The sequence below is a fragment of the Janthinobacterium sp. Bl 1 genome (genome assembly GCF_058215535.1).
On sequence record NZ_CM177086.1, the window covers coordinates 3653048 to 3675475 of the forward strand.

A 22428-nucleotide genomic window follows, 5' to 3' on the forward strand; every position below is an offset into this window, starting at 1 on the left:
GTCCGCCGGCAGTACCACTCGGTCACTCCCGCCCACGGCCGCCCTGATCCGGGCTATGCTATGGGCGTCTTTTTTACAGCGGAGTGCCCATGCTCGATCACGTTTCCCTCACCGTCAGCGACCTGGAACGCGCCGAGCGCTTCTATGACGCCGTCTTTGCCGCGCTGGACGTGCCCAAGGTGGGCAGCGACCACGCCAACGCCTGGATAGGCTACGGCGAGCGCAGCGACGCGGATCATCCTGAACGCAGCTACTTTTCCGTGCGCCTGGGCCCCAAGCCCGACGACGCGCCGCGCCGCCATTGCTGCTTCAAGGCTTCCTCGCGCGCAGCGGTGGAAGCGTTCTGGCAGGCGGGTCTGGTGCACGGCGGCATCGACCTGGGCGCGCCCGGACTGCGCCATTATCACGCCAGTTATTACGCGGCCTTTTTGTTCGATCCGGACGGCAACCGCATCGAAGCCGTCTGCCATCGCGCCGACGCCGGCTGACAGGACGGGAAATCCGGCTCTGTTCGGCATTTCCACTTCGATATGTTTTGCCTATAATGGCTGCCAAGCCATACCGGTCCGTGCACCAAGAAGGAGATTCATGCATCATCTATTCGTCGGCCGCCCCGCGCGCACCATGCTCCTCTCCAGCGCCGGCTTGCTGCTGGCAGGCTGTTTTTCTGGCTGCTCTCTGTTGCCATCGTCACCCGTCACGCCAGGCATTCCCGCCACCGCGGCCCTGCCCGACGCCAGCATCGCCTATACCTTGAGCGGCCAGAACGGCTTGCCCGTGGTCTTCCAGTCGGCCATGGGCGACGGCAAGGATGTGTGGGCCAAGGTCGTGCCCGAAGTGGCCAGGCAGCACCGCGTGCTCGTCTACGACCGCCCCGGCTACGGCGACAGCCAGAAAACCACCACGCCGCGCGATCCCTGCACCATCGCCGCCCAACAGCGGGCCCTGCTGGCGCAAGCGGGCCTGAAGCCGCCGTATGTGCTCGTCGGCCATGGCTTGGGCGGGCTGTACCAGTATGTGTATGCCAGGCTGTATCCGCAGGACGTGGCCGGCCTCGTCCTGCTCGACCCCACCCACCCGCAGCAATGGAACCGCCTGCAGACGGACGCGTCCACCTACGCCATGCTCGTGAAGACGCGGCGCAAACTCATGTTCAACAGTACGGAATCGGCCGAATTCGATGCCCAGACGCAGTGTCTGCAGCATGTCGACATGAGCAGCCCGCTGCGCGTGCCCGCCATGCTGCTGGTGCGCGACAAGTTCGGCATCGAGGAAATGGGCTCGTTCGAGAACGTGGTGCGGGCCCAGGAAAAGGATTGGCAGCGCCTGTCCGGCGCACCCGCCATCGAGCGCATCACGGGCGCCGGCTACTACATCCAGAAAGACAACCCCGTCATCGTCAACGAGGCGGTCAAGATGGTGGCGAAGAAGAAGTAGTGGTGACGTATTACGCGGGCATTTAACCCCTAGTCGACGCGAAAATCGGGGTCGGACGCCTGAGGGTCGCGTACCCCGTCTCTGCCGTTGGCGTTTTCTTAGCTATTAAAGCCCTTGCCCTCGCCCGCCAGTTTCACCAGCAGCGGCGCCGGCGTCCACGCTTCGCCGTGGCGGCCTTTGGCATAGCCGGCAATCGTGTCGAGCACGTTCGGCAAGCCGACCGTGTCCGCGTAGAACATCGGGCCGCCGCGGAACAGCGGGAAGCCGTAACCGGTCAAATACACCATGTCGATGTCCGAAGCGCGCAAGGCGATGCCCTCTTCCAGGATGCGCGCGCCTTCATTGACGAGCGCATACACAAGCCGTTCGACGATTTCCTGGTCGCTGATCTTGCGCCGCGCCACGCCGATATCGGCGGAGTGCTGGACTATCATGGCGTTGACCTGCTCCGACGGATACGCCTTGCGGTCGCCCGGCTTGTAGTCGTACCAGCCGGCGCCCGTCTTCTGGCCATAGCGTCCCAGTTCGCACAGCAGGTCGGCCGTCTTCGAATACGTGACGTCCGGCTTTTCCACGTAGCGGCGCTTGCGGATGGCCCAGCCGATGTCGTTGCCGGCCAGGTCACCCATGCGGAACGGGCCCATGGCAAAGCCGAATTTCTCGACCGCCTTGTCGACCTGCTCCGGCAGGCAGCCTTCTTCCAGCAGGAAACCGGCTTGGCGGCTGTATTGCTCGATCATGCGGTTGCCGATAAAGCCGTCGCACACGCCCGAGACGACACCCGTCTTCTTGAGTTTTTTTGACAGGGCCAGCGCCGTGGCCAGCACGTCCTTGCCCGTTTCCTTGCCGCGGACGATTTCCAGCAGCTTCATGACGTTCGCGGGGCTGAAGAAATGCGTGCCGATGACATCTTGCGGGCGCTTGGTGAACGCGGCGATCTTGTCCAGGTCCAAAGTGGACGTGTTCGAGGCGAGGATGGCGCCCGGCTTCATGACGGCGTCGAGTTGCTTGAAGACGCTTTCCTTGACGCCCAGTTCCTCGAACACGGCTTCGATGACGATGTCGGCTTGCGCGATATCCGTGTAGGCCAAGGTGCCGGAAACGAGCGCGATGCGCTGCTCGGCCTTCTCTTGCGTCAGCTTGCCCTTCTTCACCGTGTTTTCGTAATTCTTGCGGATCGTGGCCAGGCCCTTGTCCAGCGCTTCCTGCTTCGTTTCCAGCAGCATCACGGGGATGCCCGCATTGGCGAAGTTCATGGCGATGCCGCCGCCCATGGTGCCGGCGCCAACGATGGCCGCGCTGGCGATCGCGCGCACGGGCGTGTCGGACGGCACGTCGGGCACCTTGCTGGCGACACGCTCGGCAAAGAAGGCGTGGCGCAGGGCTTTAGATTCAGGCGACTGCACCAGCTGCATGAACAGTTCGCGCTCGTACTTCAAGCCATCGTCGAATTTCATCGTCACGGCGGCCGACACGGCATCGACGCATTTGAGCGGTGCGGGGAACGGGCCGGACATGGCTTTGACGGTATTGCGCGAAAACTGCAAAAAAGCTTCGTGGTTCGGGTAGTCGACCTTGCGCTCGCGCACTTTCGGCAGCGGGCGCACGTCGGCCACTTTCGTGGCGAAGGCCACGGCGGCGGCCAGCAAATCCGCGCCAGGCGCGATGACTTCGTCGAACAGGGCCGTGCCGGCCAGTTTTTCGGACGCGACGGGCGTGCCAGAGACGATCATGTTCAGCGCCATTTCCAGGCCCAGCACACGCGGCAGGCGCTGCGTGCCGCCCGCGCCAGGCAAGATGCCGAGTTTGACTTCCGGCAAGGCCATCTGCGCGCCAGGCGCGGCCACGCGGTAGTTGCAACCGAGCGCCAGCTCCAGGCCGCCCCCCATGCAGACGCTGTGGATGGCCGCCACGACCGGCTTGGTCGATTGTTCGACGACATTGATCAGGGTGTGCAGGGTCGGTTCCGTGAGCGCCTTGGGCGAATTGAATTCCTTGATATCGGCGCCGCCCGAGAAGGCCTTGCCGGCGCCCGTGATGACGATGGCTTTGACGGCATCGTCCGCCAGCGCCTGGCGGATGCCGGCCACGGCGGCCGTGCGCGTCGCCAGGCCCAGGCCATTGACGGGCGGGTTGGCCAGGGTAATGACGGCAACGGCGCCGTTCACTTGATATTCAGCACTCATGTCTCTTCCTTATTGATTTTTGCTCAGCGATGAGGTGGTTGCAAGGGATGAAGCTTCACTATACCGCATAAAAGAACGATCGTATTATTTTTGTCGTGGCGCGCCCGGCGCCAGCATGCTACGCCATGGTACAACATCGTTTGCGGAAAGATTCTGCTGCAAGCAGCAAGCTCTTGTAGAAGCTATCACTTAGATATTCATTTAATTAATCAAACAGCAATAATAATAACAACGTTTTATTATGCAAAATAATGATTTTGTTATATGCCGGCATGGGGCAATTGCGACAGTTTCTGCATTATTTATTCCCGCCCCTTGTTTTTCGACAGACGCTGGGGAATAATAAAATTGTTGATTCAAATCAATACTCTACAATTTATCTACTAAAGGCAAACCGCAGGGCAAACACTGGCGGCCGTTGATCGCGCACATTCTCACCAATTATCACCAGATGCTGGCGATGCAATAACAGCGCCGCCTTGATTCCTGCCTTAAGCCGATAGCAGAAAAAATAATAAAAGCAGCCTTATTGCCCCCATTCCTCTTCTCACCCCGAAGGAAATACTATGGACGCAGCCAGCCATGTCAGCCACTCGCAGGATCTGGACTTACAAGCGATAAATACTGCATTGAACCGTGTCCAGGCCGTCATCGAATTCGAACTCGACGGCACCATCCTGCATGCGAACGAGAATTTCCTGCGCGTCGTCGGTTATAGCCTGGCCGAAGTGCAAGGCAAGCACCATGCGATCTTCTGCGACCCCGAGTATGTCAAAACGGACGAATACAGCAACTTCTGGTCCAAGCTGGGACGCGGCGAATTCGACCAGGGCGAATACAAGCGCCGCGCCAGGGATGGACGCGAAGTGTGGATCAACGCTTCCTACAACCCCATCCTCGACGCGGACGGCAAGCCCTATAAAGTCATCAAGTTCGCCACCGACATCACGGCCCTGAAAAAGCGCAATGTCGAATACGAAGGCAAGGTCAGCGCGATCGGCAAGGCGCAGGCCGTGATCGAATTCGACATGCAGGGCAATGTGCTGGAAGCCAACGACAATTTCCTCGCCGTCATGGATTACGACTTGAGCGATATCCAGGGCGAGCACCACCGCATGTTCTGCGAACCCGAGTATGCGAGCAGCACCGAGTACAAGAAATTCTGGCAAAAGCTCAACCGTGGCGAATTCGACGCGGGCCGCTACAAGCGCTTGGGCAACCATGGCAAGGTGGTGTGGATACAGGCGACCTACAATCCCATCCTGGACCTGAACGGCAAACCGTATAAAGTGGTCAAGTTCGCCATCGACATCACGGATCAGGTGAACCTGGAAAACAGTATCCAGGCCAAGGCCGCCAACGACAGCCGCAAGGTCAATGCCCTGCTCGACTCAGTGGCGCGCGCGGCGCAGGGCGACCTGACCTGCAATATCGTGCCCGAAGGCGGCGAGCCGATCGATTTGCTGGCCGGCGGCATCAGCAAGATGATCGTCGACTTGCGCGGCGTCATCGGCAACGTGGTGTCGGCGGCCAACGGCTTTGCCGACGCGTCGAACGCCATCGCCGAGCGGGCCACGGGCGTGGCCGTGGGCACGCAGGCGCTGGGCGCCACGGTGGAAGAAATGAACGCCTCCATCGACGGCTTGACGTTTTCCATCAATTCCATCGCGGAAAACACCTCGAATGCCGATTCCCTGGCGAAAGCCACGCAGCAGGAAGCGGAATCGGGCGCGCGCGCCGTCGCCAAATCGATCGAGGCGATGGACTTGATCAACCGCTCGTCGGAAGACATCGGCGAAATCGTCAAGGTCATCAGCGAGATCGCCAACCAGACGAACATGCTGGCCTTCAACGCGGCCATCGAGGCAGCGCGCGCGGGCGAGCACGGCCTCGGCTTTTCCGTCGTCGCCGACGAGGTGCGCAAGCTGGCCGAGCGCTCGTCGCAGGCGACCAAGGAAATCTCCAAGCTGATCAACGAATCCGTCAAGCGCGTGTCGACGGGCAGCGAGATTTCGCGCCAGGCCAGCGACGCCTTCGACAAGATTGTCTCGGGCGTGGCGAAGACCACCTTGGCCATTTCCGACATCTCGAAGGCGGCCAACGAGCAGTTGCTGACGGCGCGCGAAGTGTCGACGGCGATCCAGTACATCGCCGAGGAAACGGAAAAGTCGGCCGCCAACTGCGACAGCATCGCCCGCTCGACCGATGGCTTGAACGAGCGCGCTGGCAGCCTGAACCAGACCGTCTCCGGCTTCGTGGTGTAGGCGATGAGCCAGGCGGCCACCTTGACGCCCGAGGTGCTGACGACCCTGATCGCGCTGGTGCGCCAGCATACGGGCATCGCCATGACGGCGCGCAAGAGCGTCTTGCTGGAACGGCGCTTGCAGCCACGGCTGCAGGCGCTGTCCCTGCACAGCTACCAAGCTTACCTGGAGCGCGTGGCCAGCGACCGCGACGAGGTACCCCATTTCATCGACCTGGTCACCACCAACGACACCCTGTTCTTCCGCACGCCGCAGATCTGGGATTACTTCCGCGACCGCTACCTGCCCGCCTGGGCGCGCGCGCATCCGGACGATTGCCTGGCCATCTGGTCGGCCGCGGCCGCCAGCGGCGAAGAGCTGTATTCGATCGCCATGCTGTGCGAGCAATTCAAGTTGCAGGCGCCCGCCTTCCGCTACCAGATCCTGGCCAGCGATATTTCGCAGCAGATCCTGGGCGCGGCGCGGGCCGGCCAGTACAGCGGGCGCTCCGTCGAGCGCATCCGTTTGTCGCACCCGGACTTGCTGCGCAAATATTTCACGCCAGCACCGTATGGCGTCAAGGTCAACGAGGAACTGCGGCAACACGTCAGCTTTGCCCGGCACAACCTGCTCGAAGCGCTGCGCCCGGCCCGGCAGTTCGACCTGGTATTCCTGCGCAATGTGCTCATCTATTTCGACGCCGAGCACCAGGAAACCGTGCTGCGCCAGGCGCGCCTGAGCCTCAAGGATGAAGGCCGGCTGATTCTGGGCGAGTCGGAAACCATCGCCCGCCTCGGTACCGGCTATCAATTCGAGTTTCCCATGATTTACAAGGCGGGTACCGCATGAGCATCATCATCGACCATGGCCTGCCGCTGCACCATGTTGGCATGGGTCAACTCAGCGTGGGCACGCACGGCGAGCAGCTGCAAGCCTTGCTCGGCTCCTGCATCGGCATCGGCTTCATCTGGAAGAATGGCCCATGCTGCGGCCTGGCCCATTGTCTGTTGCCGGAAGCGCCCGGCGCCGACAGCGCCCTTGGCGCGCGCTATGTGAGCCAGGCCGTGCCTTCGCTGCTGCGCCTGATGGGCGTGCGCCAGGCCGATTACGCCGACATCGACGTGGTGCTGGCGGGCGGCGCCAGCATGTTTGGACCGCGCAACGGGCGGCTGCAGATAGGCCGGCAAAACGCGGAAGCGGCGCAAAAATACCTGGACCAGTGCGGCTTGCACGTCAGCTTTTGCGCGCTGGGCGGCCGCCACGGGCGCCAGTTGCTGATCGATTGCGCCAGCCGCAGCTACGCCGTCACCGATGTGGTGGCGCAACCCGAATTGATTCCACGCAAAGAAGGCGCATATGGATATGCATGAAGCGACGGGCTTGCAAGCGCAGGGCACAAGCGACACGGCCACCGAACTGTTCGGCTCCTTCCACCTGAGCGACGATGAGTTCGCCCTGCCCGCCAGCTGCATCCGCGAAGTGGTGAACTATCCCGCGAAAGTCACGGCCCTGCCCCTGTCGCCCGCGTATCTGGAAGGCATGTTCACCTTGCGCGGCAGCGTCATTCCAGTGGTCAACCTGGGCCGCTTGTTCCGCGCCGATGCGCCGCGCGCCGTGGCCACGGACAAGATCGCCATTCTCGATTTCCAGCAAGTGCTGATCGGCATCGTCTTTCAGGATACGGGCGAAATACTGCGCGTGCCCGCCAGCGCCCGCAGCGCCCTGCAATATGCGGCCGGCGACAGCCACGCCGTCATCGCCGGCACGATCCTGCTCGATGGCGGCGCACGCCTGCTGCAGGTGCTCGACCCGCATGCCTTGCTGCGCATTGAAAACGTGCCCCATGTGCTGGCCCTGCAAGCGACGGGAGCCAAGCTGAGCACGGCCCGCTACCACGCGCAAAGCGAACGCCGCCAGTGCGTCAGCTTCCATGCGGCCGGCGCCACGTTTGCCTTTGAAATGCTGGCCATCCAGGAAATCATCCGCGTGCCGGAACTGCACAGCTCCCTGCTGAACAGCGAACTGTGCCTGGGGCGCATGCATTTTCGCGGCAGCCAGGTGGCGGTCGTCGATTTCGGCGCCCTGCTGCAGGCACCCGCATCCGGCACGGCGGCCACCTGCGATCAGCGCGTCATCGTCGTGCGCCTCGAGGACACGACCGTGGGCTTCCTCGTCGACTCCGTCGACAGCATCGTGCATTTCTTTGGCGACGAAGTGCTGCCGATTCCCCTGCTGAGCAAGGCGCGCGCCGCCATGTTCGCCGGCTGCATCACGAAAGAAGGCTTGGGCGATATCATTTTCCTCGACCACAAGGGCACCCTGTCGCAGGCCGAGATCATCGAAATGCGCGACGGCCACGCGCGCCTGTACCCGGCCGAGACGGAAACGGCAGCCGCCACGCACAAGGCACAACGCCGCGTCTACATCACGTTTACGGTCGAAACCCGCTTCGCCGTGGAAATCGGGCAAGTGCGCGAAATCATCGATTTCAGCGGCGCCATCACGACGCCACCGGGCATGCCGGCCTGCATGCGCGGCATGCTGAACCTGCGCCAGCAAATGATCAGCATCATCGACTTGCGCCAGCTGTACGCGATGCCGGCCTTGCCGGACGCCAGTGCGGGCAAGATTCTGATCGTGGAACGGGGCGCCGAGCGCTACGGCTTTCTCGTCGATCACGTCGACAACATCATGACCATCTCCGACAGCCAGCGCTTTGCCGCGCCGCAAATCATCCGCACGGGCGCGCACGAGGACTTGCGCAGCGAAATGGATGAAATGATCGATATCGGCACGGATGCGCAGCGCCAGACCCTGTCCGTCTTCCAGTGCGATCATCTGCTGGAAAAGCTGGGGGCGGCGCTGCCGCAGGCGGCCTAGTTCTGCATCCCCGGCAGCTGGTGCCCCTTGAACCGCTCGCGCAGCTTCTTCTTCTGGATCTTGCCCGTGGCGCCCATGGGCAAGGCGTCGATGAACAGCACGTCGTCGGGCGTCCACCACTTGGCGATCTTGCCCTCGAAAAATTGCAATAACGCTTCGCGCGTGACCGTCATGCCGGGACGCAGCACGACGACAAGCACGGGGCGCTCGTCCCATTTCGGGTGGAACACGCCGATGCAGGCCGCCTGCAGCACGGCCGGGTGCGCCATGGCCAGGTTTTCCAGGTCGATGGTGCCGATCCACTCGCCGCCCGACTTGATCACGTCCTTGCTGCGGTCCGTGATCTGCATGTAGCCGTCCGTGTCGATGGTGGCCACGTCGCCCGTGGGGAACCAGCCATCCTGCAGCACGTCGCCCCCCTCGTTCTTGTAATACGACGAGATGATCCACGGCCCTTTCACCAGCAGATGACCGTAGGCCACGCCATCCCACGGCAATTCCTTGCCATCGTCATCGACGATCTTCATGTCCACGCCGTAGATCGCATGGCCCTGCTTTTGCAGGATCTTGCGCTGCTCGTCCTTCGGCAAGTCCAGGTGCTTGGTCTGCAAGCCGCCCGCCGTGCCCAGCGGCGACATTTCCGTCATGCCCCAGGCGTGGATGACTTCCACGTCAAACTTGTCGATCAGGGTATCCATCATGGCCGGCGGACACGCCGCGCCGCCGATCACGGTGCGGCGGAAGGTGGAAAATTGCAGATTATTCTGCAAGGCATGGTTGAGCAAGCCCAGCCAGACGGTGGGCACGCCGGCCGAGAACGTCACTTTTTCCGCCTCGAACAGTTCATACAGCGACTTGCCATCGAGCGCCGCGCCGGGAAACACCATGCGCGCGCCGGACAGGGGCACGGAATACGGCAAGCCCCAGGCATTCACGTGGAACATGGGCACGACGGGCAGCACGGTGTCCGAAGCGCGCACGTTCAGCGCGCTGGGCATGGCCGACGCGTACGCGTGCAGCACGGTCGAGCGGTGCGAATACAGGGCGCCCTTGGGATTGCCCGTCGTGCCCGATGTGTAGCACAGGGTGGCGGCCGAATTCTCGTCGAACAGGGGCCATGCGTAGTCGTCGGAATGCGTGGCGATCAAGTCTTCATAGCACAGCAGATCGGGGATGGTGCTGCTGGCGGGCATGCGCTCGCGGTCGCACATCAGCACGAAGTGACGGACAAAGGTGCAGTCGGCGGCGATCTTTTCCACCACGGGGAGGAAAGTCAAATCGAACAGCAAGACCTGGTCTTCCGCGTGATTCGAGATATAGGCGATCTGGTCGGGAAACAAACGCGGATTGATCGTGTGCAGCACGGCCCCCGAGCCGGACACTGCATAGTACGCTTCCAGGTGGCGATAACCATTCCAGGCCAGGGTAGCGACGCGGTCGCCCATGCCGACACCGAGGCCATGCAAGGCGTTCGCCAGCCGGCGCGCGCGCTGGTGGCAATCGTGGTAGGTATAGCGGTGCATATCGCCCTCGACCCGCCGCGAAATGATTTCGCTGCCCCCATAATGACGCGCTGCAAACTCGATAATGCTGGAAATCAGCAGGGGCTGATTCATCATCTGGCCCATCACTGGACTCAAGGGGAATGCCGACATCGTGTCTCCTGGGTTGGATACTCGGTTATTGTTGGAATTTAAAGATTTTCCCTAGTTTCGTACGGTCGTGCGGAAATCGTCAACGCATTTCGATATTGCGATGCAGCATGGAATTTTCGGTTCCGTTTTTTGCCGCGCGGATACCCACTACAGCGCCCGGCGCACGCCTTGGCGCTGTGCGGTAAAATCGCATTCCAGGCTGGCGCACCGTGCCGGTCCATCTTACTGACTGGAATTGCCATCACCGCTCATACCTTACCACTGGATAATGCCTTTGCGGCCTTGCCGCCCGCGTTCTATACGCGCTTGATGCCCACGCCCCTGCCCGCCCCGTACTTCGTGGCCGCCAGCGCGCCAGCCGCGGCCCTGATCGGCCTCGATGCGGCGCGCCTGGCCGAGCCCGATTACGTAGCGCTGCTGAGCGGCAATGCCGTGGCCGAGCGCTCGCAACCGCTGTCGGCCGTGTATTCGGGCCACCAGTTCGGCGTCTGGGCCGGCCAGCTGGGCGATGGCCGCGCCATCCTGTTGGGCGATATCGCCACGGCTGATGGCCCGATGGAACTGCAGCTGAAAGGCGCCGGCGCCACGCCGTATTCGCGCATGGGCGATGGCCGTGCCGTGCTGCGCTCGTCCATCCGCGAATTCCTGTGCTCGGAAGCCATGGCGGCGCTGGGCATTCCCACGTCGCGCGCGCTGTCCATCATGGGTTCGCAGCAAGGCATCATGCGCGAAACAGTCGAGACTGCCGCCGTCGTCACGCGCATGGCGCCTAGTTTTGTGCGCTTCGGCTCGTTCGAACACTGGTTTTACCGCAAGCAGCCGGACGAGCTGAAAATCCTGGCCGATTACGTCATCGATGGTTTTTATCCCCATTTGCGCGCCGCATCAAATCCATATCAAGCCTTGCTGGCCGAAGTATGCGTGCGCACGGCGCACATGATTGCGCAGTGGCAAGCCGTGGGCTTCATGCATGGCGTCATGAATACGGACAATATGTCGATCCTGGGCCTGACCCTCGATTACGGCCCCTTCGGCTTCATGGAAGCGTTTGACGCCGAGCACATCTGCAACCATACGGACCAGCAGGGCCGCTATTCCTATGCCAACCAGCCACAGGTGGGCCACTGGAACTGCTATGCGCTGGGCCAGGCCCTGCTGCCATTGATCGGCGAAGTGGCATTGGCGCAGGCGGCGCTGGACAGCTACCAGAGCGCCTTTGCGGAGAAGATGAATGCCTTGCTGCGCGCCAAGCTTGGCTTGCAAACGAGCCAGGACGACGATACGCAGCTGTTCGACAGCATGTTTGCGCTGATGCAAGCCAATCACGTGGATTTCACCAACTTCTTCCGCGCCCTGGCGACACTGCAGGTGGCCGCCCCCGAGCACGACACGATGCTGCGCGACATGTTCATCGACCGCCCCGCCTTCGATACGTGGGCAGCAACCTACCGCGCGCGCCTGCGGCAAGAGCACAGCATCGATGCCGAGCGGCAAGCGGCGATGAACCAGGTCAACCCGAAATACGTGCTGCGCAACTACCTGGCGCAAGTGGCCATCGAGAAAGCCCAGCAGCAGGACTACACGGAAGTGGCGACATTGCTGGAAGTTTTGCAAAAGCCATTTGACGAACAGCCCGAACACCAGCACTATGCGGCCCTGCCGCCCGACTGGGCCAGCCACCTTGAAGTCAGCTGCTCATCTTAAGGAGTCATTATGACCACGAATAAAGTCAAGAAAACCGACGCCGAATGGCGCGCCATGCTCGATTCGATGCAATACGAAGTCACGCGCCACGCGGCCACGGAACGGGCCTTCACGGGCAAGTTCTGGGACCACCATGAACACGGCGTCTACACCTGCGTCTGCTGCAACACGCCCCTGTTCGCTTCGGACACCAAGTTCGACTCGGGCTGCGGCTGGCCCAGCTATTTCCAGGCACTCGATCCGGCCAACGTGACGGAAATCGTCGACCGCAGCCATGGCATGGTGCGCACGGAAATCGTTTGCGCCGTCTGCGACGCCCACCTGGGCCACGTCTTCCCGGACGGCCCGCCGCCAACCGGCTTGCGCTATTGCATCAATTCGGCGTCGTTGCGCTTCGATCCTCAGCCGTGAGACACAGGAACGCTGGGAGCGATTCTTGCTCCTAAGCCATTCCTAAGATGATTCTAATAAGACCAGTGTAAAGTCTCGCCATGAAATTTCTATTCGACATATTCCCCCTGCTCGCCTTCTTCGCCGCCTTCAAACTGGGCGGCATGTATGAAGCGGCCACGCACGACTTCGTGCAGCAATATCTGTCCGGCTTCGTGTCAGGCGGCCTGATCAAGGCCGACCAGGCGCCGTGGATACTCGCCACCCTCGTCGGCATCATCGCCACCGCCTGCCAGGTCAGCTATCTGCTGCTGCGCGGGCGCAAGGTGGACGGCATGCTGTGGCTGTCGCTGTTCATTTTTGTCGTGTTCGGCGGCGCCAGCATTTACCTGCATGATGATTTCTTCCTGAAATGGAAGCCGACCCTGATCTACTGGCTGTCCGGCCTGGCCCTCTTGATCGCCCACGTGGGTTTCAAGAAAAACCTGATCCGCAAGACCATGGAAGCGCAAGTGCAATTGCCCGAAGTTGTGTGGAACCAGCTGCTGGCCGCATGGATCATCTTCTTCGGCGCCATCGGCGCGCTGAACCTGTTCGTGGCCTTCGTGCTGTACAAGGGCGACATGGCCGCCTGGGTCAGCTTCAAGGCGTTTGGCGCGACGGGCATCTTCTTTGCCTTCATCGTGGCGCAAACCCTGTTCCTGGCCAAACATATCAAGGAAGACGCATGATGAACTCGACCACTGAAAACACCGCGCCGGAAACGCGCATGGAGCGCATTCGTACCCGCCTGGAAACGGCACTTTCCCCTCTGGAATGCGTGCTGGAAGACGACTCGGCGCGCCACCGGGGCCATGCGGGCGCCGCCTCGGGCGGAGGCCATTACAATCTACGCATAATTTCTAGTCAATTTGAGGGGCTCAGGCTCGTCATGCGCCATCGACTGGTGTATGATTCCGTGCACGATATGATGCATAATGAGATACATGCATTGGCGATTGTGGCACTGGCGCCGTCCGAAGTAGTGTAAGGACGGCGTTTTTGGCGTACCGGGGCAACCTGGTATGCCATTTGCCGCAAGCGCCATGCACGCGTTTTCTTTCCATGCGTTTTTTACGAAACTTTCCCTAACAGGATTTAATAATGACTTTTAAGCCAGCCCGCTTGCTGATCGCACTACTCGCCGTTGTCGCGGTACCTGTTTTTGCGCAAAATGTTGCCGTTGTTAATGGCAAGCCTATCCCATCGTCGCGCGTTGATGCAGTCGTCAAGCAAGTCGTCGCCCAAGGCCAGCAACCGGATTCGCCGCAACTGCGCGAAATGATCAAGAAAGACTTGATCGGCCGTGAAGTGCTGATGCAAGAAGCGGAAAACAAAGGTTTCGGTAAAGATGCAGCAGTCAAGCAGCAAATCGAGAACGCACGCCAGGCCATCGTCATCAACGCCCTGGTCGGCGACTACCTGAAAAAGAACCCGGTCAACGACGCTGAAATCAAGGCTGAATACGACAAGTTCGTGGCCCAGACCGGCGACAAGGAATACCACGTGCGCCACATCCTGGTCGGCACCGAAGCGGAAGCGAAAGACATCATCGCCAAGCTGAAAGGCGGCGCCAAGTTTGAAGACCTGGCCAAGCAATCGAAAGATACCGGTTCGGCCGACAACGGCGGCGACCTGGATTGGGCAGCCCCATCGTCGTTCCCGAAAGTGTTCTCGGACGCCTTCGTGAAACTGCAAAAAGGCCAGGTCACCGACACCCCGGTGCAAACGCCTAACGGTTTCCACGTGATCAAGCTGGACGACACCCGCGCGGCAAAACTGCCGACCCTGGAAGAAGTCAAGCCACAGATCGCCGAAGCGCTGCAGCAAAAGAAACTGCAAGCGTATCAGGAAGAAATGATCAAAAAAGCGAAAGTTCAGTAAGAACTGACCTCCCCGGCGCCCTTTTCGGCGCCGGTCGTGTATTCTGCGCCTGAATGCGCACTGCGCGACAGCCGCGCATATCGATTTTTAGTATATTTATTAGGAATGAACATGATTTTGAAGCCAGCCCGCCTGATCTTAGCCCTGGTCGCCGTTGTAGCGATCCCTGCGTTCGCGCAAAACGTCGCCACCGTGAATGGCAAGGCCATCCCATCGTCGCGCGTCGACCAGGTCGTCAAGCAAGTCGTCGCCCAAGGCAAGCAAGCGGATTCGCCGCAATTGCGCGAAGCCATCAAAAAAGACCTGATCGGCCGCGAAGTGCTGATCCAGGAAGCCGACAAGCAAGGCTACGGCACGCGTCCGGAAGTCAAGTCGCAGATCGACAATGCCCGTCAAAGCATCATCATCAACGCCCTGCTGGCCGACTACGTCAAGAAGAACCCCGTCAAGGATGCTGAAATCAAGGCCGAGTACGACAAGTTCAAGGCACAAGCGGGCGACAAGGAATACCATGCACGCCACATCCTGGTTGCCACCGAAGCGGAAGCGAAAGACATCATCGCCAAGCTGAAAGGCGGCGCCAAGTTCGAAGAACTGGCGAAAGTATCGAAAGACGGTTCCGCAGCCAATGGCGGCGACCTGGACTGGGCTAGCCCAGCTTCGTACGTGAAGCCATTCTCCGACGCCATGGTTGCTCTGAAACCAGGCCAGGTCACGCAAACGCCAGTGCAGTCGCAATTCGGTTTCCACGTGATCAAGCTGGAAGAAACCCGTCCGACGAAGCTGCCGGCACTGGAAGAAGTCAAGGGTCAAGTGGCCGAGTCGCTGCAACAGAAGAAACTCGCCGCCTACCGCGATGAGTTGATGAAGAAAGCCAAGATTCAATAATACTGGATGAGGATGAAAAAGCGCTCCTTGGGGCGCTTTTTTTACGCCTGAAGAAAGCGAGATGGAATGGATCTACATGCAGAATTGAAAGCCGCGCTGGAAGCGGCTGCCGAACCGGGCCGCGCGGCGCCCATGCAGGCCTATATGCGCGACCAGTTCATTTTTCTGGGCGTGGCGGCGCCGCAACGGCGGCTGGCCGCCAGGGACTTGCTGGCGGGCTTGGCGGGCATCGATGCCAAGACCTTGCTCGAGCACGCGCAACTGCTGTGGCAGCAGCCGGAGCGCGAATACCAGCACGTGGCGCTCGACATGCTGGCGCTGCACCGGCGCCAGCTGAACATCGGGCAAATCCCCGCCCTGCTGGCCTTGGCACGCCAGCGCGCGTGGTGGGACAGCGTCGACGGCATGGCGGGCATCGTCGGCGAGGTGCTGCAGGCGGAACACCAGCGCGGCGGCGACGGCCATGCGCACATGGATGCGCGCTTGCGCCATGAAGACTTCTGGCTGCGCCGCATCGCCATGCTGCACCAGCTGGGCTGGCGCACCCACACGGATGCCGCCTGGCTGTTCGGCGCGGCGCTGGCGCTGGCCCACGAAGACGAGTTTTTCATCCGCAAGGCCGTCGGCTGGGCCTTGCGCGATTACGCGCGCCACGCGCCGGCAGAGGTGCTGGCTTTTGCCACGGAGCACCGCCAGCAACTGTCTGCGCTCAGCTACCGCGAAGCGTTGAAGCACCAGCCACGGTGAACGCCTGCCCACCGAGCAAGCGCAGCGCCGCATCGATGCGGGGCGCGGCATCCCAGGCCGGCATGGGCGCCAGCAAGCCCAGCGCCATCTGCCGCAGCGGCTCGGCAATTACCATGGCCAGCAGCAAGCCGGCCAGTTCAGGCGCATTGCTGACCGTCATGTGGCTGCGGGCGGCCTGGCGGCCCAGCCAGTCGGCCAACATGGCCGTGCCCCGCTCGATGCCGTTGCGCTGATACACGGCCAACAAGTCCGCGCGCGCGGGAAACTCCGTGCACAGCAGGCGGAACAGGCCGACGGCATCCGCCGTCAGCACGCGCGCCGCCATCGCCTGCAATATCTCTTTTAACAGCGGCAACACTTCGCTAGGCCCGGCCGCATCGTGCGCCATGGCTGGCAGGAACGCATCCGTCCAGCCGCGCACCACCAGGGCGACCAGTTCCTCGCGGTTGGCCGCGTATTGATACAGCGACTTCTTGGCCATGCCCGCGTGGCGCGCCACCGCTTCCATGGTCGTGGCCGCATAGCCTTCGTGCAACAACAGCCAGGTGGCCGCCTGCACGGCCGCCTCGCGCGCTTCCTCGGGTGGCCGCGCTGGACGGCCCCGTCCACGGACAGCCTTGCTCTCTTCTTCCTGCATGCGGGCTCCAAGCTTGATCGATGGGCAATTTTACACTGAAATATATTTAGGAAACGCAATTCGTTTCTTTAATATATAATCGGCCCACCCCAACAAAGGAGAACGATATGACGAAACATATGGAATTCCCATGGAGCATCACCAGCACGGGCGGCTTGCTCGACCCGTTTCCCTTGCACCTAGAAACGGGCATCAAGCGACTGGAGGACGGTTGCCTGCTGGTGGCGGCGCGCACGGAGTTGCACGGCTGCAGCGGGCGCATGCTGGACTGGTGGTTCACGTTTTTCGAGACGACGCAGCACATCAAGTGGTGGCATCCGCACGACCACGTGGCGCATCACGGCTGGAACAATGCGTGGAAAAAGGGGGAGAGTTACTATGGCGCCTCGATCGAGGCAGTGGAATCCCTGGGCGACATTCCGCCCGTAAAAGCCAAGCTGAAGTTCCATGACCCGAAAGACGTGTTTGACCCGGCGCAACTGCAACGGGCCAAGGATAGCGGTGCCCTGTCGGCTGCCATCTGCGCGCGCATCGGCTTTGGCGAGCACGTGCAACTGGACCCGCACGGCGACCCGCTCGATGGCGAAATGCTGCATTTGACGCGTGATACGCCCACGGGTTGCGTGCTGCGCAGCCGCTTCTTGCTGGGCCGCAATAGCCTGGACCCCGTGCGCGACGTGCCCGACGTGCTGGGCCTGAATTTGCTGCGCCATTGCTACAGCGAATTTACCTATCTGTCGCGTTTTTTACCGTCGCTGTACTACGGCGAGCACGCCAATGGGGAAAAGGCGCCGCTGCCCTGGTAAAACATGGTTTTACAACTGCTTGTACATGCGCGCCAGCGGCAGCTTGATGTCATCGGGCAAGTCCAGATGAAACTCTTCCGTCACGGCAAAGCCGCTGGCCAGGTACAGCGGCACGCCGGGCAAGGTGGCGGCCAGTTCCAGGGCGGTAAAACCGGCGGCCAGCGCCTGGCGTTCGCAATGGCGCATCAGCATGCTGCCCAGGCCCTGGCGGGCGGCGCCTGGTTCGACAAAGAAGGCGCGGATACGGCCCGGCTGGCTGGCCGGATCGAGCAACGGGTCCGGCCCGCTCTTGGCGCGGTCGGCGCCATACAGGGTGGCACGCTGGCTCCAGCCGCCGCAAGCCAGCATGGCGCCATCGCGTTCGATCACGAAATACGTCCGGTCGGCAACGAGCTGCGTATCGACGCCGAACACGTGGCGCGTCACGGCCTCGGCCTGTTCCTGCGTATAAAACCCCGCGCTCAGTGCCACGCCGGAGCGGGCGATCAGCGCATTCATGGCAGGCACATCGGCCGGCAGCGCCACGCGCAAGCTGGTCAACGCGCCAAAGCTGAACCAGGCACGGCTGATGCGACCCCGCTCCACCTCATACGTCGCCACCAGTTCCTGGGCCGACACGCCATCGTCCGTGTCGCCATGGACGATTTCATGGTCGATCACCAGCTTGCCGCAGGCGATGCGGTTAAGCAACTGCGCACGTGGCCGGCTGGCCGCGAAACGGGCCGTGAAACGGGGACCGATCTGCGCGCCGCCCTGCGCCAGCAAGGTATCGGGATGCTGGAATTGCTGCGCATCATCTGCGTAGATGGCCAGCAAGGACGGCACGTCGTGCGCGTTGTAGGCGTCCAGTTGCGCCTGGACCACCGCCGTTGGCGAAATGAGTGTATCGTTGGCAAGCGCCATGCATGTACCTGTTGTGGAGTGGGTGGAAAGTTGCAAAGGGTAACATTGTCACCTCTGTCGCAGCGCGGTTTACTGCGATAATAACAAGATTCGTCGCGAGAAACATATTCAGGCGTCACCAATCAATCGCAAATCGCAGCAGGAGTAAATATCATGAAATGGGAAGGCAATCGCGAAAGCGACAATGTGGAAGATCGCCGTGGCGAAGATGGCGGCGGGGGCGGCGGTGGCGGCTTTGGTTTCGGCGGGCGCTCGATCGGCATCGGCACCATCGTCATCGCCCTCGTCGGCTCGTATGTGCTGGGCGTCAATCCCTTGACCTTGCTCAACCTGCTCAGCGGCGGTGGCGGCCAGATCAGTACCCAGCAAAGCCAGGCGCCAGCGCGCCAGCCGCCCGAATCGGACGAGATGGCCCGCTTCGTGAAAACCGTGCTGGCCGATACGGAAGACACGTGGAGTGCCCTGTTCAAGGCCGAGGGCGGCAGCTATGTGAAACCCAAGCTGGTCCTGTTCTCGGGCAGCACGCCGACCGCGTGCGGCACGGGCCAGAGCGCCAGCGGACCCTTCTACTGCCCCGGCGACCAGAAAGTCTATCTGGACCTCGATTTCTTTAAGCTGATGCAGCAGCGTTTCAAGGTCTCGGGCGAATTCGCGGAAGCGTACGTGATCGCGCATGAAGTGGGCCACCACGTGCAAAACCTGATGGGCTTGTCGGAAAAGGTGGACAATGCGCGCCGCACGCAATCGGAGCGCCAGGCCAACGCCATGTCCGTGCGCCTGGAGCTGCAGGCCGACTGCTTTGCCGGCGTGTGGGCGTATCACGCGAACGCCGACCGCAAGATCCTCGAGCAGGGCGACGTGGAAGCGGCCCTCAAAGCGGCCACGGCCATCGGCGACGATGCGCTGCAGCGCCAGTCGCAAGGCCATGTCGTGCCGGATTCGTTCACGCACGGCACCTCGGAGCAGCGCGTACGCTGGTTTACCAAGGGCATCGAGAGCGGCCAGATTGCCCAGTGCAATACCTTCGAGGCACGCCAGTTGTAATGATATCCGCGAGGACCCACGCATGCCGCCCTGCGGGCAGGCATGCGTCTGTCAGGGCAAGCTGACGTCGTAGCGCTTGCCCAGTCTTTTCAGCTCGCCCGTCTCGATCAGGTTATTCAGTTCCTGGTCGAACTGCACACGCAGCTTGTCGAAAGTGGGCGAGCGGGGGAAGGCGAAATAGCCGTTTTGCAGTTCGATGATTCTGGGCAGGGGTTTCACCTGGCGTCCATAGCCGAGGCGGGCGATGACGGGATCGGTGTTGCGGCGGTTGCTGACAAACACGTCGACGTGATTGTGCACCAGCATCTTCAAGCCATTTTCCACGTTGTTGGCCACGCTGACCTGCAAGCCGGGCCGCATGCGCTCCCATTCCGCGCCATACGCCCAGCCATTGAGCAGCACCACCCTGCGGTTCTTCAGCACCGCATAGTCGCCATCCCAGCTGAAGCTGGCGTTCTGGCGCGTATAAAACACCATCTGGTCCTGGTAAAACGGCTTGTCGGAAAAGGCCATGCTGACTATGCGCTCGGGCGTCTTGTAGGGGCCGATCAGGATATCGGCCTGGCCCTGCACCAGCATGGCTTGCGCGCGCGCCCACGGCACCATGCGAAAACGCACGGTGTTACCCGTGCGTGCCGCGATCAGGCGCAGCAGTTCCGCGCCCAGGCCGCCATATTCACCACTGTCCTGGTATTCGAACACGCGCTCGAACTGCGCGCCCACGGCGAGCAGCTCGCGTGCCTGCAGGGGCGCGGCAAATGCCGGCCACAGCAGCGCCAAGGCCAGCAGGCGCCGCCCGGCTTTTTTCATCAGCCGACGATGCGCAAGGAGTAATCGGTGGCCCGCACATCCTTGGTCAGGCTGCCGATCGAGATGCGGTCCACGCCCGTTTCGGCAATGGCGCGCACGGTGTCGAAATTGATGCCGCCCGACGCTTCGAGCAAGGCGCGGCCCTGCGTCAAGGCCACGGCTTCGCGCATCATGTCGTTGCTGAAGTTATCGAGCAAGACGGAGACGGCACCCGCATCGAGCGCTTCGCGCAATTGCGCCAGGGTTTCCACCTCGATTTGCACGGGCACGCCCGCGTCGAGATTGCGCGCGTTTTCCAGGGCCTGGCTGACGCCGCCTGCGGCCGCGATATGGTTTTCCTTGATCAGGATGCCATCGTACAGGGCCAGGCGCTGATTCTTGCCGCCACCGACGCGCACCGCATACTTTTGCGCCAGGCGCAGGCCCGGCAAGGTCTTGCGCGTGTCGAGAATGGACGCCTTGGTGCCGGCGATCACGTCGACATACCGGCGCGTGGCCGTGGCCACGGCGGACAGCAGTTGCAGGAAATTGAGGGCGCTGCGCTCGGCCGTGAGCAAGGCGCGCGCCGGCGCTTCAATCGTGCAGACGACGCTGTCGGCCGTCATCATGTCGCCTTCGGCGTAATGCCAGGCGATGTCGATGCTGCGGTCCAGGCTTTTCATGATGCCTTCGAACCACGGCGCGCCGCACAGTACGGCCGCTTCGCGCACGATGACACGCGCCGTGACGATGTGGTCGGGCGGCACCAGCTCGCCCGTCAGGTCGCACTGGCCCACGTCTTCCAGCAAGGCGGCCAGCAAATTGCCTTCGAACGCGCGCGCCAGGGCCGGATCGAAAGGAGCGAAAGAATTAACGAGAGTACTCATGCTGGGCCGATTCCTTGGAACAATGTGGTTTCTTTGGCCAGGTCCGCGCCCGGCTTGAGGCCCGCCTTCTTGGCGGCGGCGAAGTCGAGCATGCGGTTGATCGAGCGCACGGCCAGCTGGCCGACGGCAGGATCGACGTGGATTTCGTTGTGCATGTTTTCCAGCGTTTGCGCCAGGTTCAGCAAGCCGTTCATGGCCATCCACGGGCAGTGCGCGCAGCTCTTGCACGTGGCGCTGTTGCCGGCCGTGGGTGCTTCGATGAAACGTTTTCCTGGCGCGGCGGCGCGCATCTTGTGCAGGATGCCGTTGTCGGTTGCGACAATGAAAGTATCCGTGTCCATGGTTTGCGCTGCCGCAATCATTTGCGACGTGGAACCCACCATGTCGGCCAGCGCCACCACGTTCGCGGGCGACTCCGGGTGCACGAGCACCTTGGCTTGCGGATATTCTTCCTTGAGCAAATCAAGTTCGATACCCTTGAATTCGTCATGCACGAGGCAGCTACCCTGCCACAGCAGCATGTCGGCGCCCGTCTGCTTCTGGATGTAGGAACCCAGGTGCTTGTCGGGCGCCCACAGGATCTTCTTGCCCTGCGCATGCAGGTGGGCAACGATGTCGAGGCCGATGGACGACGTCACCATCCAGTCCGCGCGCGCCTTGACGGCGGCGCTGGTGTTGGCGTACACCACCACCGTGCGGTCCGGATGGGCGTCGCAGAAGGCCGTGAATTCATCGACCGGACAGCCGAGGTCGAGCGAGCAGGTCGCGTCGAGGTCGGGCATTAATACCGTTTTCTCGGGACTGAGAATCTTTGCCGTTTCACCCATGAAACGCACGCCGGCCACGACGAGGGTCTTGGCCGGATGGTCGCGCCCGAAGCGGGCCATTTCCAGGGAATCGGAGACGCAGCCGCCCGTGGCTTCTGCCAGGTCTTGCAGGTCAGCATCAACGTAATAGTGGGCAACGAGCACGGCTTCGCGCTCGATCAGCAGGCGCTTGATGCGCGTGATCAGTTCGGCTTTCTCGGCCGGGGACGGCGTCGCTGGCGTGCGTGCCCAGGCGTGGGCAGTGCAGCTGGCTCCGTCTTGTGGATGTTCGTACTCGACGGATTTGATGGCTAAAGTTTGCATGGCTGTGTCAAACAAAAACGGGATAGACCGGCGCGATTGCAATAAAGCAGGTGCGCCGGAACGAATGAACCGCGGCGCGTCGGTGTGGTGCAGGCGGATGACGTTGTAATGTCGGATTACGCAGCGCTAATCCGACCAACGTTACCTACAAGATTAACTCACCCTGGCGTCTGTCAAAT

At 61.7% G+C, this 22428-nt stretch carries 22 protein-coding genes; 15 read left to right on the forward strand and 7 right to left on the reverse strand.

Going from position 1 to position 22428, the window contains the following annotated elements; translation table 11 throughout:
• Window positions 1-89: 89 nt before the first annotated feature.
• The gene (locus AC4BCN_RS16270) at window positions 90-488 is read left to right on the forward strand and encodes a VOC family protein (protein WP_490491234.1); all 399 of its coding nucleotides are present in this window, start codon (window positions 90-92) and stop codon (window positions 486-488) included.
• A gap of 100 nt (window positions 489-588) precedes the next feature.
• Window positions 589-1437: an alpha/beta fold hydrolase gene (locus tag AC4BCN_RS16275; protein ID WP_490491235.1), complete on the forward strand. Its 849-nt coding sequence runs from the start codon at window positions 589-591 to the stop codon at window positions 1435-1437.
• A gap of 98 nt (window positions 1438-1535) precedes the next feature.
• Here AC4BCN_RS16275 and AC4BCN_RS16280 read toward each other — a convergent pair whose 3' ends face one another.
• Complete coding sequence (locus AC4BCN_RS16280) at window positions 1536-3623, reverse strand: 3-hydroxyacyl-CoA dehydrogenase NAD-binding domain-containing protein (RefSeq protein WP_490491236.1); 2088 nt, start codon at window positions 3621-3623, stop codon at window positions 1536-1538.
• A 566-nt stretch (window positions 3624-4189) separates the two neighbouring features.
• Here AC4BCN_RS16280 and AC4BCN_RS16285 point away from each other — a divergent pair.
• From AC4BCN_RS16285 to AC4BCN_RS16300, 4 genes are read left to right on the forward strand one after another with little or no spacing between them, the layout of a single operon-like run.
• Window positions 4190-5887: a methyl-accepting chemotaxis protein gene (locus tag AC4BCN_RS16285; protein ID WP_490491237.1), complete on the forward strand. Its 1698-nt coding sequence runs from the start codon at window positions 4190-4192 to the stop codon at window positions 5885-5887.
• Between the two features lie 3 nt (window positions 5888-5890).
• Window positions 5891-6715, forward strand: a complete 825-nt coding sequence (locus AC4BCN_RS16290) for a CheR family methyltransferase (RefSeq protein WP_490491238.1) — start codon at window positions 5891-5893, stop codon at window positions 6713-6715.
• Window positions 6712-7236 carry a chemotaxis protein CheD gene (locus tag AC4BCN_RS16295; RefSeq protein ID WP_139089177.1) on the forward strand — a complete coding sequence of 175 codons (525 nt, stop codon included), beginning with the start codon at window positions 6712-6714 and terminating at the stop codon, window positions 7234-7236. Before AC4BCN_RS16290 ends, AC4BCN_RS16295 begins: the two co-directional genes overlap by 4 nt.
• Window positions 7223-8746: a chemotaxis protein CheW gene (locus AC4BCN_RS16300; RefSeq protein ID WP_490491239.1), complete on the forward strand. Its 1524-nt coding sequence runs from the start codon at window positions 7223-7225 to the stop codon at window positions 8744-8746. The genes AC4BCN_RS16295 and AC4BCN_RS16300 overlap by 14 nt, the downstream gene beginning before the upstream one ends.
• Here AC4BCN_RS16300 and AC4BCN_RS16305 read toward each other — a convergent pair.
• Complete coding sequence (locus AC4BCN_RS16305) at window positions 8743-10401, reverse strand: 3-(methylthio)propionyl-CoA ligase (RefSeq protein ID WP_490491240.1); 1659 nt, start codon at window positions 10399-10401, stop codon at window positions 8743-8745. The genes AC4BCN_RS16300 and AC4BCN_RS16305 overlap by 4 nt on opposite strands.
• A 225-nt stretch (window positions 10402-10626) precedes the next feature.
• Here AC4BCN_RS16305 and AC4BCN_RS16310 point away from each other — a divergent pair, with 225 nt between their 5' ends.
• From AC4BCN_RS16310 to AC4BCN_RS16340, 7 genes are all read left to right on the forward strand, one after another.
• On the forward strand, window positions 10627-12105 hold the full coding sequence (locus AC4BCN_RS16310; RefSeq protein WP_490493609.1) for a protein adenylyltransferase SelO: 1479 nt from the start codon (window positions 10627-10629) through the stop codon (window positions 12103-12105).
• 9 nt (window positions 12106-12114) lie between these two features.
• Window positions 12115-12516: a peptide-methionine (R)-S-oxide reductase MsrB gene (msrB, locus tag AC4BCN_RS16315; protein ID WP_034756083.1), complete on the forward strand. Its 402-nt coding sequence runs from the start codon at window positions 12115-12117 to the stop codon at window positions 12514-12516.
• An 80-nt stretch (window positions 12517-12596) separates the two neighbouring features.
• Window positions 12597-13226, forward strand: a complete 630-nt coding sequence (locus AC4BCN_RS16320) for a septation protein A (protein WP_128143165.1) — start codon at window positions 12597-12599, stop codon at window positions 13224-13226.
• Window positions 13223-13525 (forward strand): BolA family protein, encoded by a 303-nt coding sequence (locus AC4BCN_RS16325; RefSeq protein ID WP_490491241.1) that lies wholly within the window; start codon window positions 13223-13225, stop codon window positions 13523-13525. The genes AC4BCN_RS16320 and AC4BCN_RS16325 overlap by 4 nt, the downstream gene beginning before the upstream one ends.
• A 113-nt stretch (window positions 13526-13638) precedes the next feature.
• Window positions 13639-14418 carry a peptidylprolyl isomerase gene (locus AC4BCN_RS16330; protein WP_034756076.1) on the forward strand — a complete coding sequence of 260 codons (780 nt, stop codon included), beginning with the start codon at window positions 13639-13641 and terminating at the stop codon, window positions 14416-14418.
• 111 nt (window positions 14419-14529) lie between these two features.
• Window positions 14530-15306: a peptidylprolyl isomerase gene (locus AC4BCN_RS16335; RefSeq protein ID WP_034756072.1), complete on the forward strand. Its 777-nt coding sequence runs from the start codon at window positions 14530-14532 to the stop codon at window positions 15304-15306.
• Between the two features lie 66 nt (window positions 15307-15372).
• A complete protein-coding gene (locus AC4BCN_RS16340; protein WP_490491242.1) occupies window positions 15373-16053 on the forward strand; it encodes a DNA alkylation repair protein in 681 nt (226 codons plus the stop codon).
• Here the strand turns inward: AC4BCN_RS16340 and AC4BCN_RS16345 are convergent.
• Window positions 16016-16690 (reverse strand): TetR/AcrR family transcriptional regulator, encoded by a 675-nt coding sequence (locus AC4BCN_RS16345; RefSeq protein ID WP_490491243.1) that lies wholly within the window; start codon window positions 16688-16690, stop codon window positions 16016-16018. The genes AC4BCN_RS16340 and AC4BCN_RS16345 overlap by 38 nt on opposite strands.
• 107 nt (window positions 16691-16797) lie before the next feature.
• Between AC4BCN_RS16345 and AC4BCN_RS16350 the strand changes: the two genes are divergently transcribed.
• Window positions 16798-17496 carry a DAPG hydrolase family protein gene (locus AC4BCN_RS16350; protein ID WP_490491244.1) on the forward strand — a complete coding sequence of 233 codons (699 nt, stop codon included), beginning with the start codon at window positions 16798-16800 and terminating at the stop codon, window positions 17494-17496.
• A gap of 9 nt (window positions 17497-17505) precedes the next feature.
• On the opposite strand, the gene AC4BCN_RS16355 is transcribed toward AC4BCN_RS16350, so the two are convergent.
• Complete coding sequence (locus AC4BCN_RS16355) at window positions 17506-18399, reverse strand: GNAT family N-acetyltransferase (RefSeq protein ID WP_490491245.1); 894 nt, start codon at window positions 18397-18399, stop codon at window positions 17506-17508.
• A gap of 153 nt (window positions 18400-18552) precedes the next feature.
• On the opposite strand from AC4BCN_RS16355, the gene ypfJ reads away from it, so the two are divergent.
• On the forward strand, window positions 18553-19443 hold the full coding sequence (gene ypfJ / locus AC4BCN_RS16360) for a KPN_02809 family neutral zinc metallopeptidase (RefSeq protein WP_490491246.1): 891 nt from the start codon (window positions 18553-18555) through the stop codon (window positions 19441-19443).
• Window positions 19444-19494: 51 nt separating this feature from the next.
• Here the strand turns inward: ypfJ and AC4BCN_RS16365 are convergent, their stop codons facing one another.
• The 3 genes from AC4BCN_RS16365 to nadA are packed head-to-tail and all read right to left on the reverse strand — an operon-like array spanning window position 19495 to window position 22249.
• Window positions 19495-20253, reverse strand: a complete 759-nt coding sequence (locus tag AC4BCN_RS16365) for a substrate-binding periplasmic protein (protein WP_128143160.1) — start codon at window positions 20251-20253, stop codon at window positions 19495-19497.
• The gene (nadC, locus tag AC4BCN_RS16370) at window positions 20253-21119 is read right to left on the reverse strand and encodes a carboxylating nicotinate-nucleotide diphosphorylase (protein WP_485877033.1); all 867 of its coding nucleotides are present in this window, start codon (window positions 21117-21119) and stop codon (window positions 20253-20255) included. The genes AC4BCN_RS16365 and nadC overlap by 1 nt, the downstream gene beginning before the upstream one ends.
• Complete coding sequence (nadA, locus tag AC4BCN_RS16375; protein ID WP_034756048.1) at window positions 21116-22249, reverse strand: quinolinate synthase NadA; 1134 nt, start codon at window positions 22247-22249, stop codon at window positions 21116-21118. The genes nadC and nadA overlap by 4 nt, the downstream gene beginning before the upstream one ends.
• Window positions 22250-22428 lie beyond the last annotated feature (179 nt).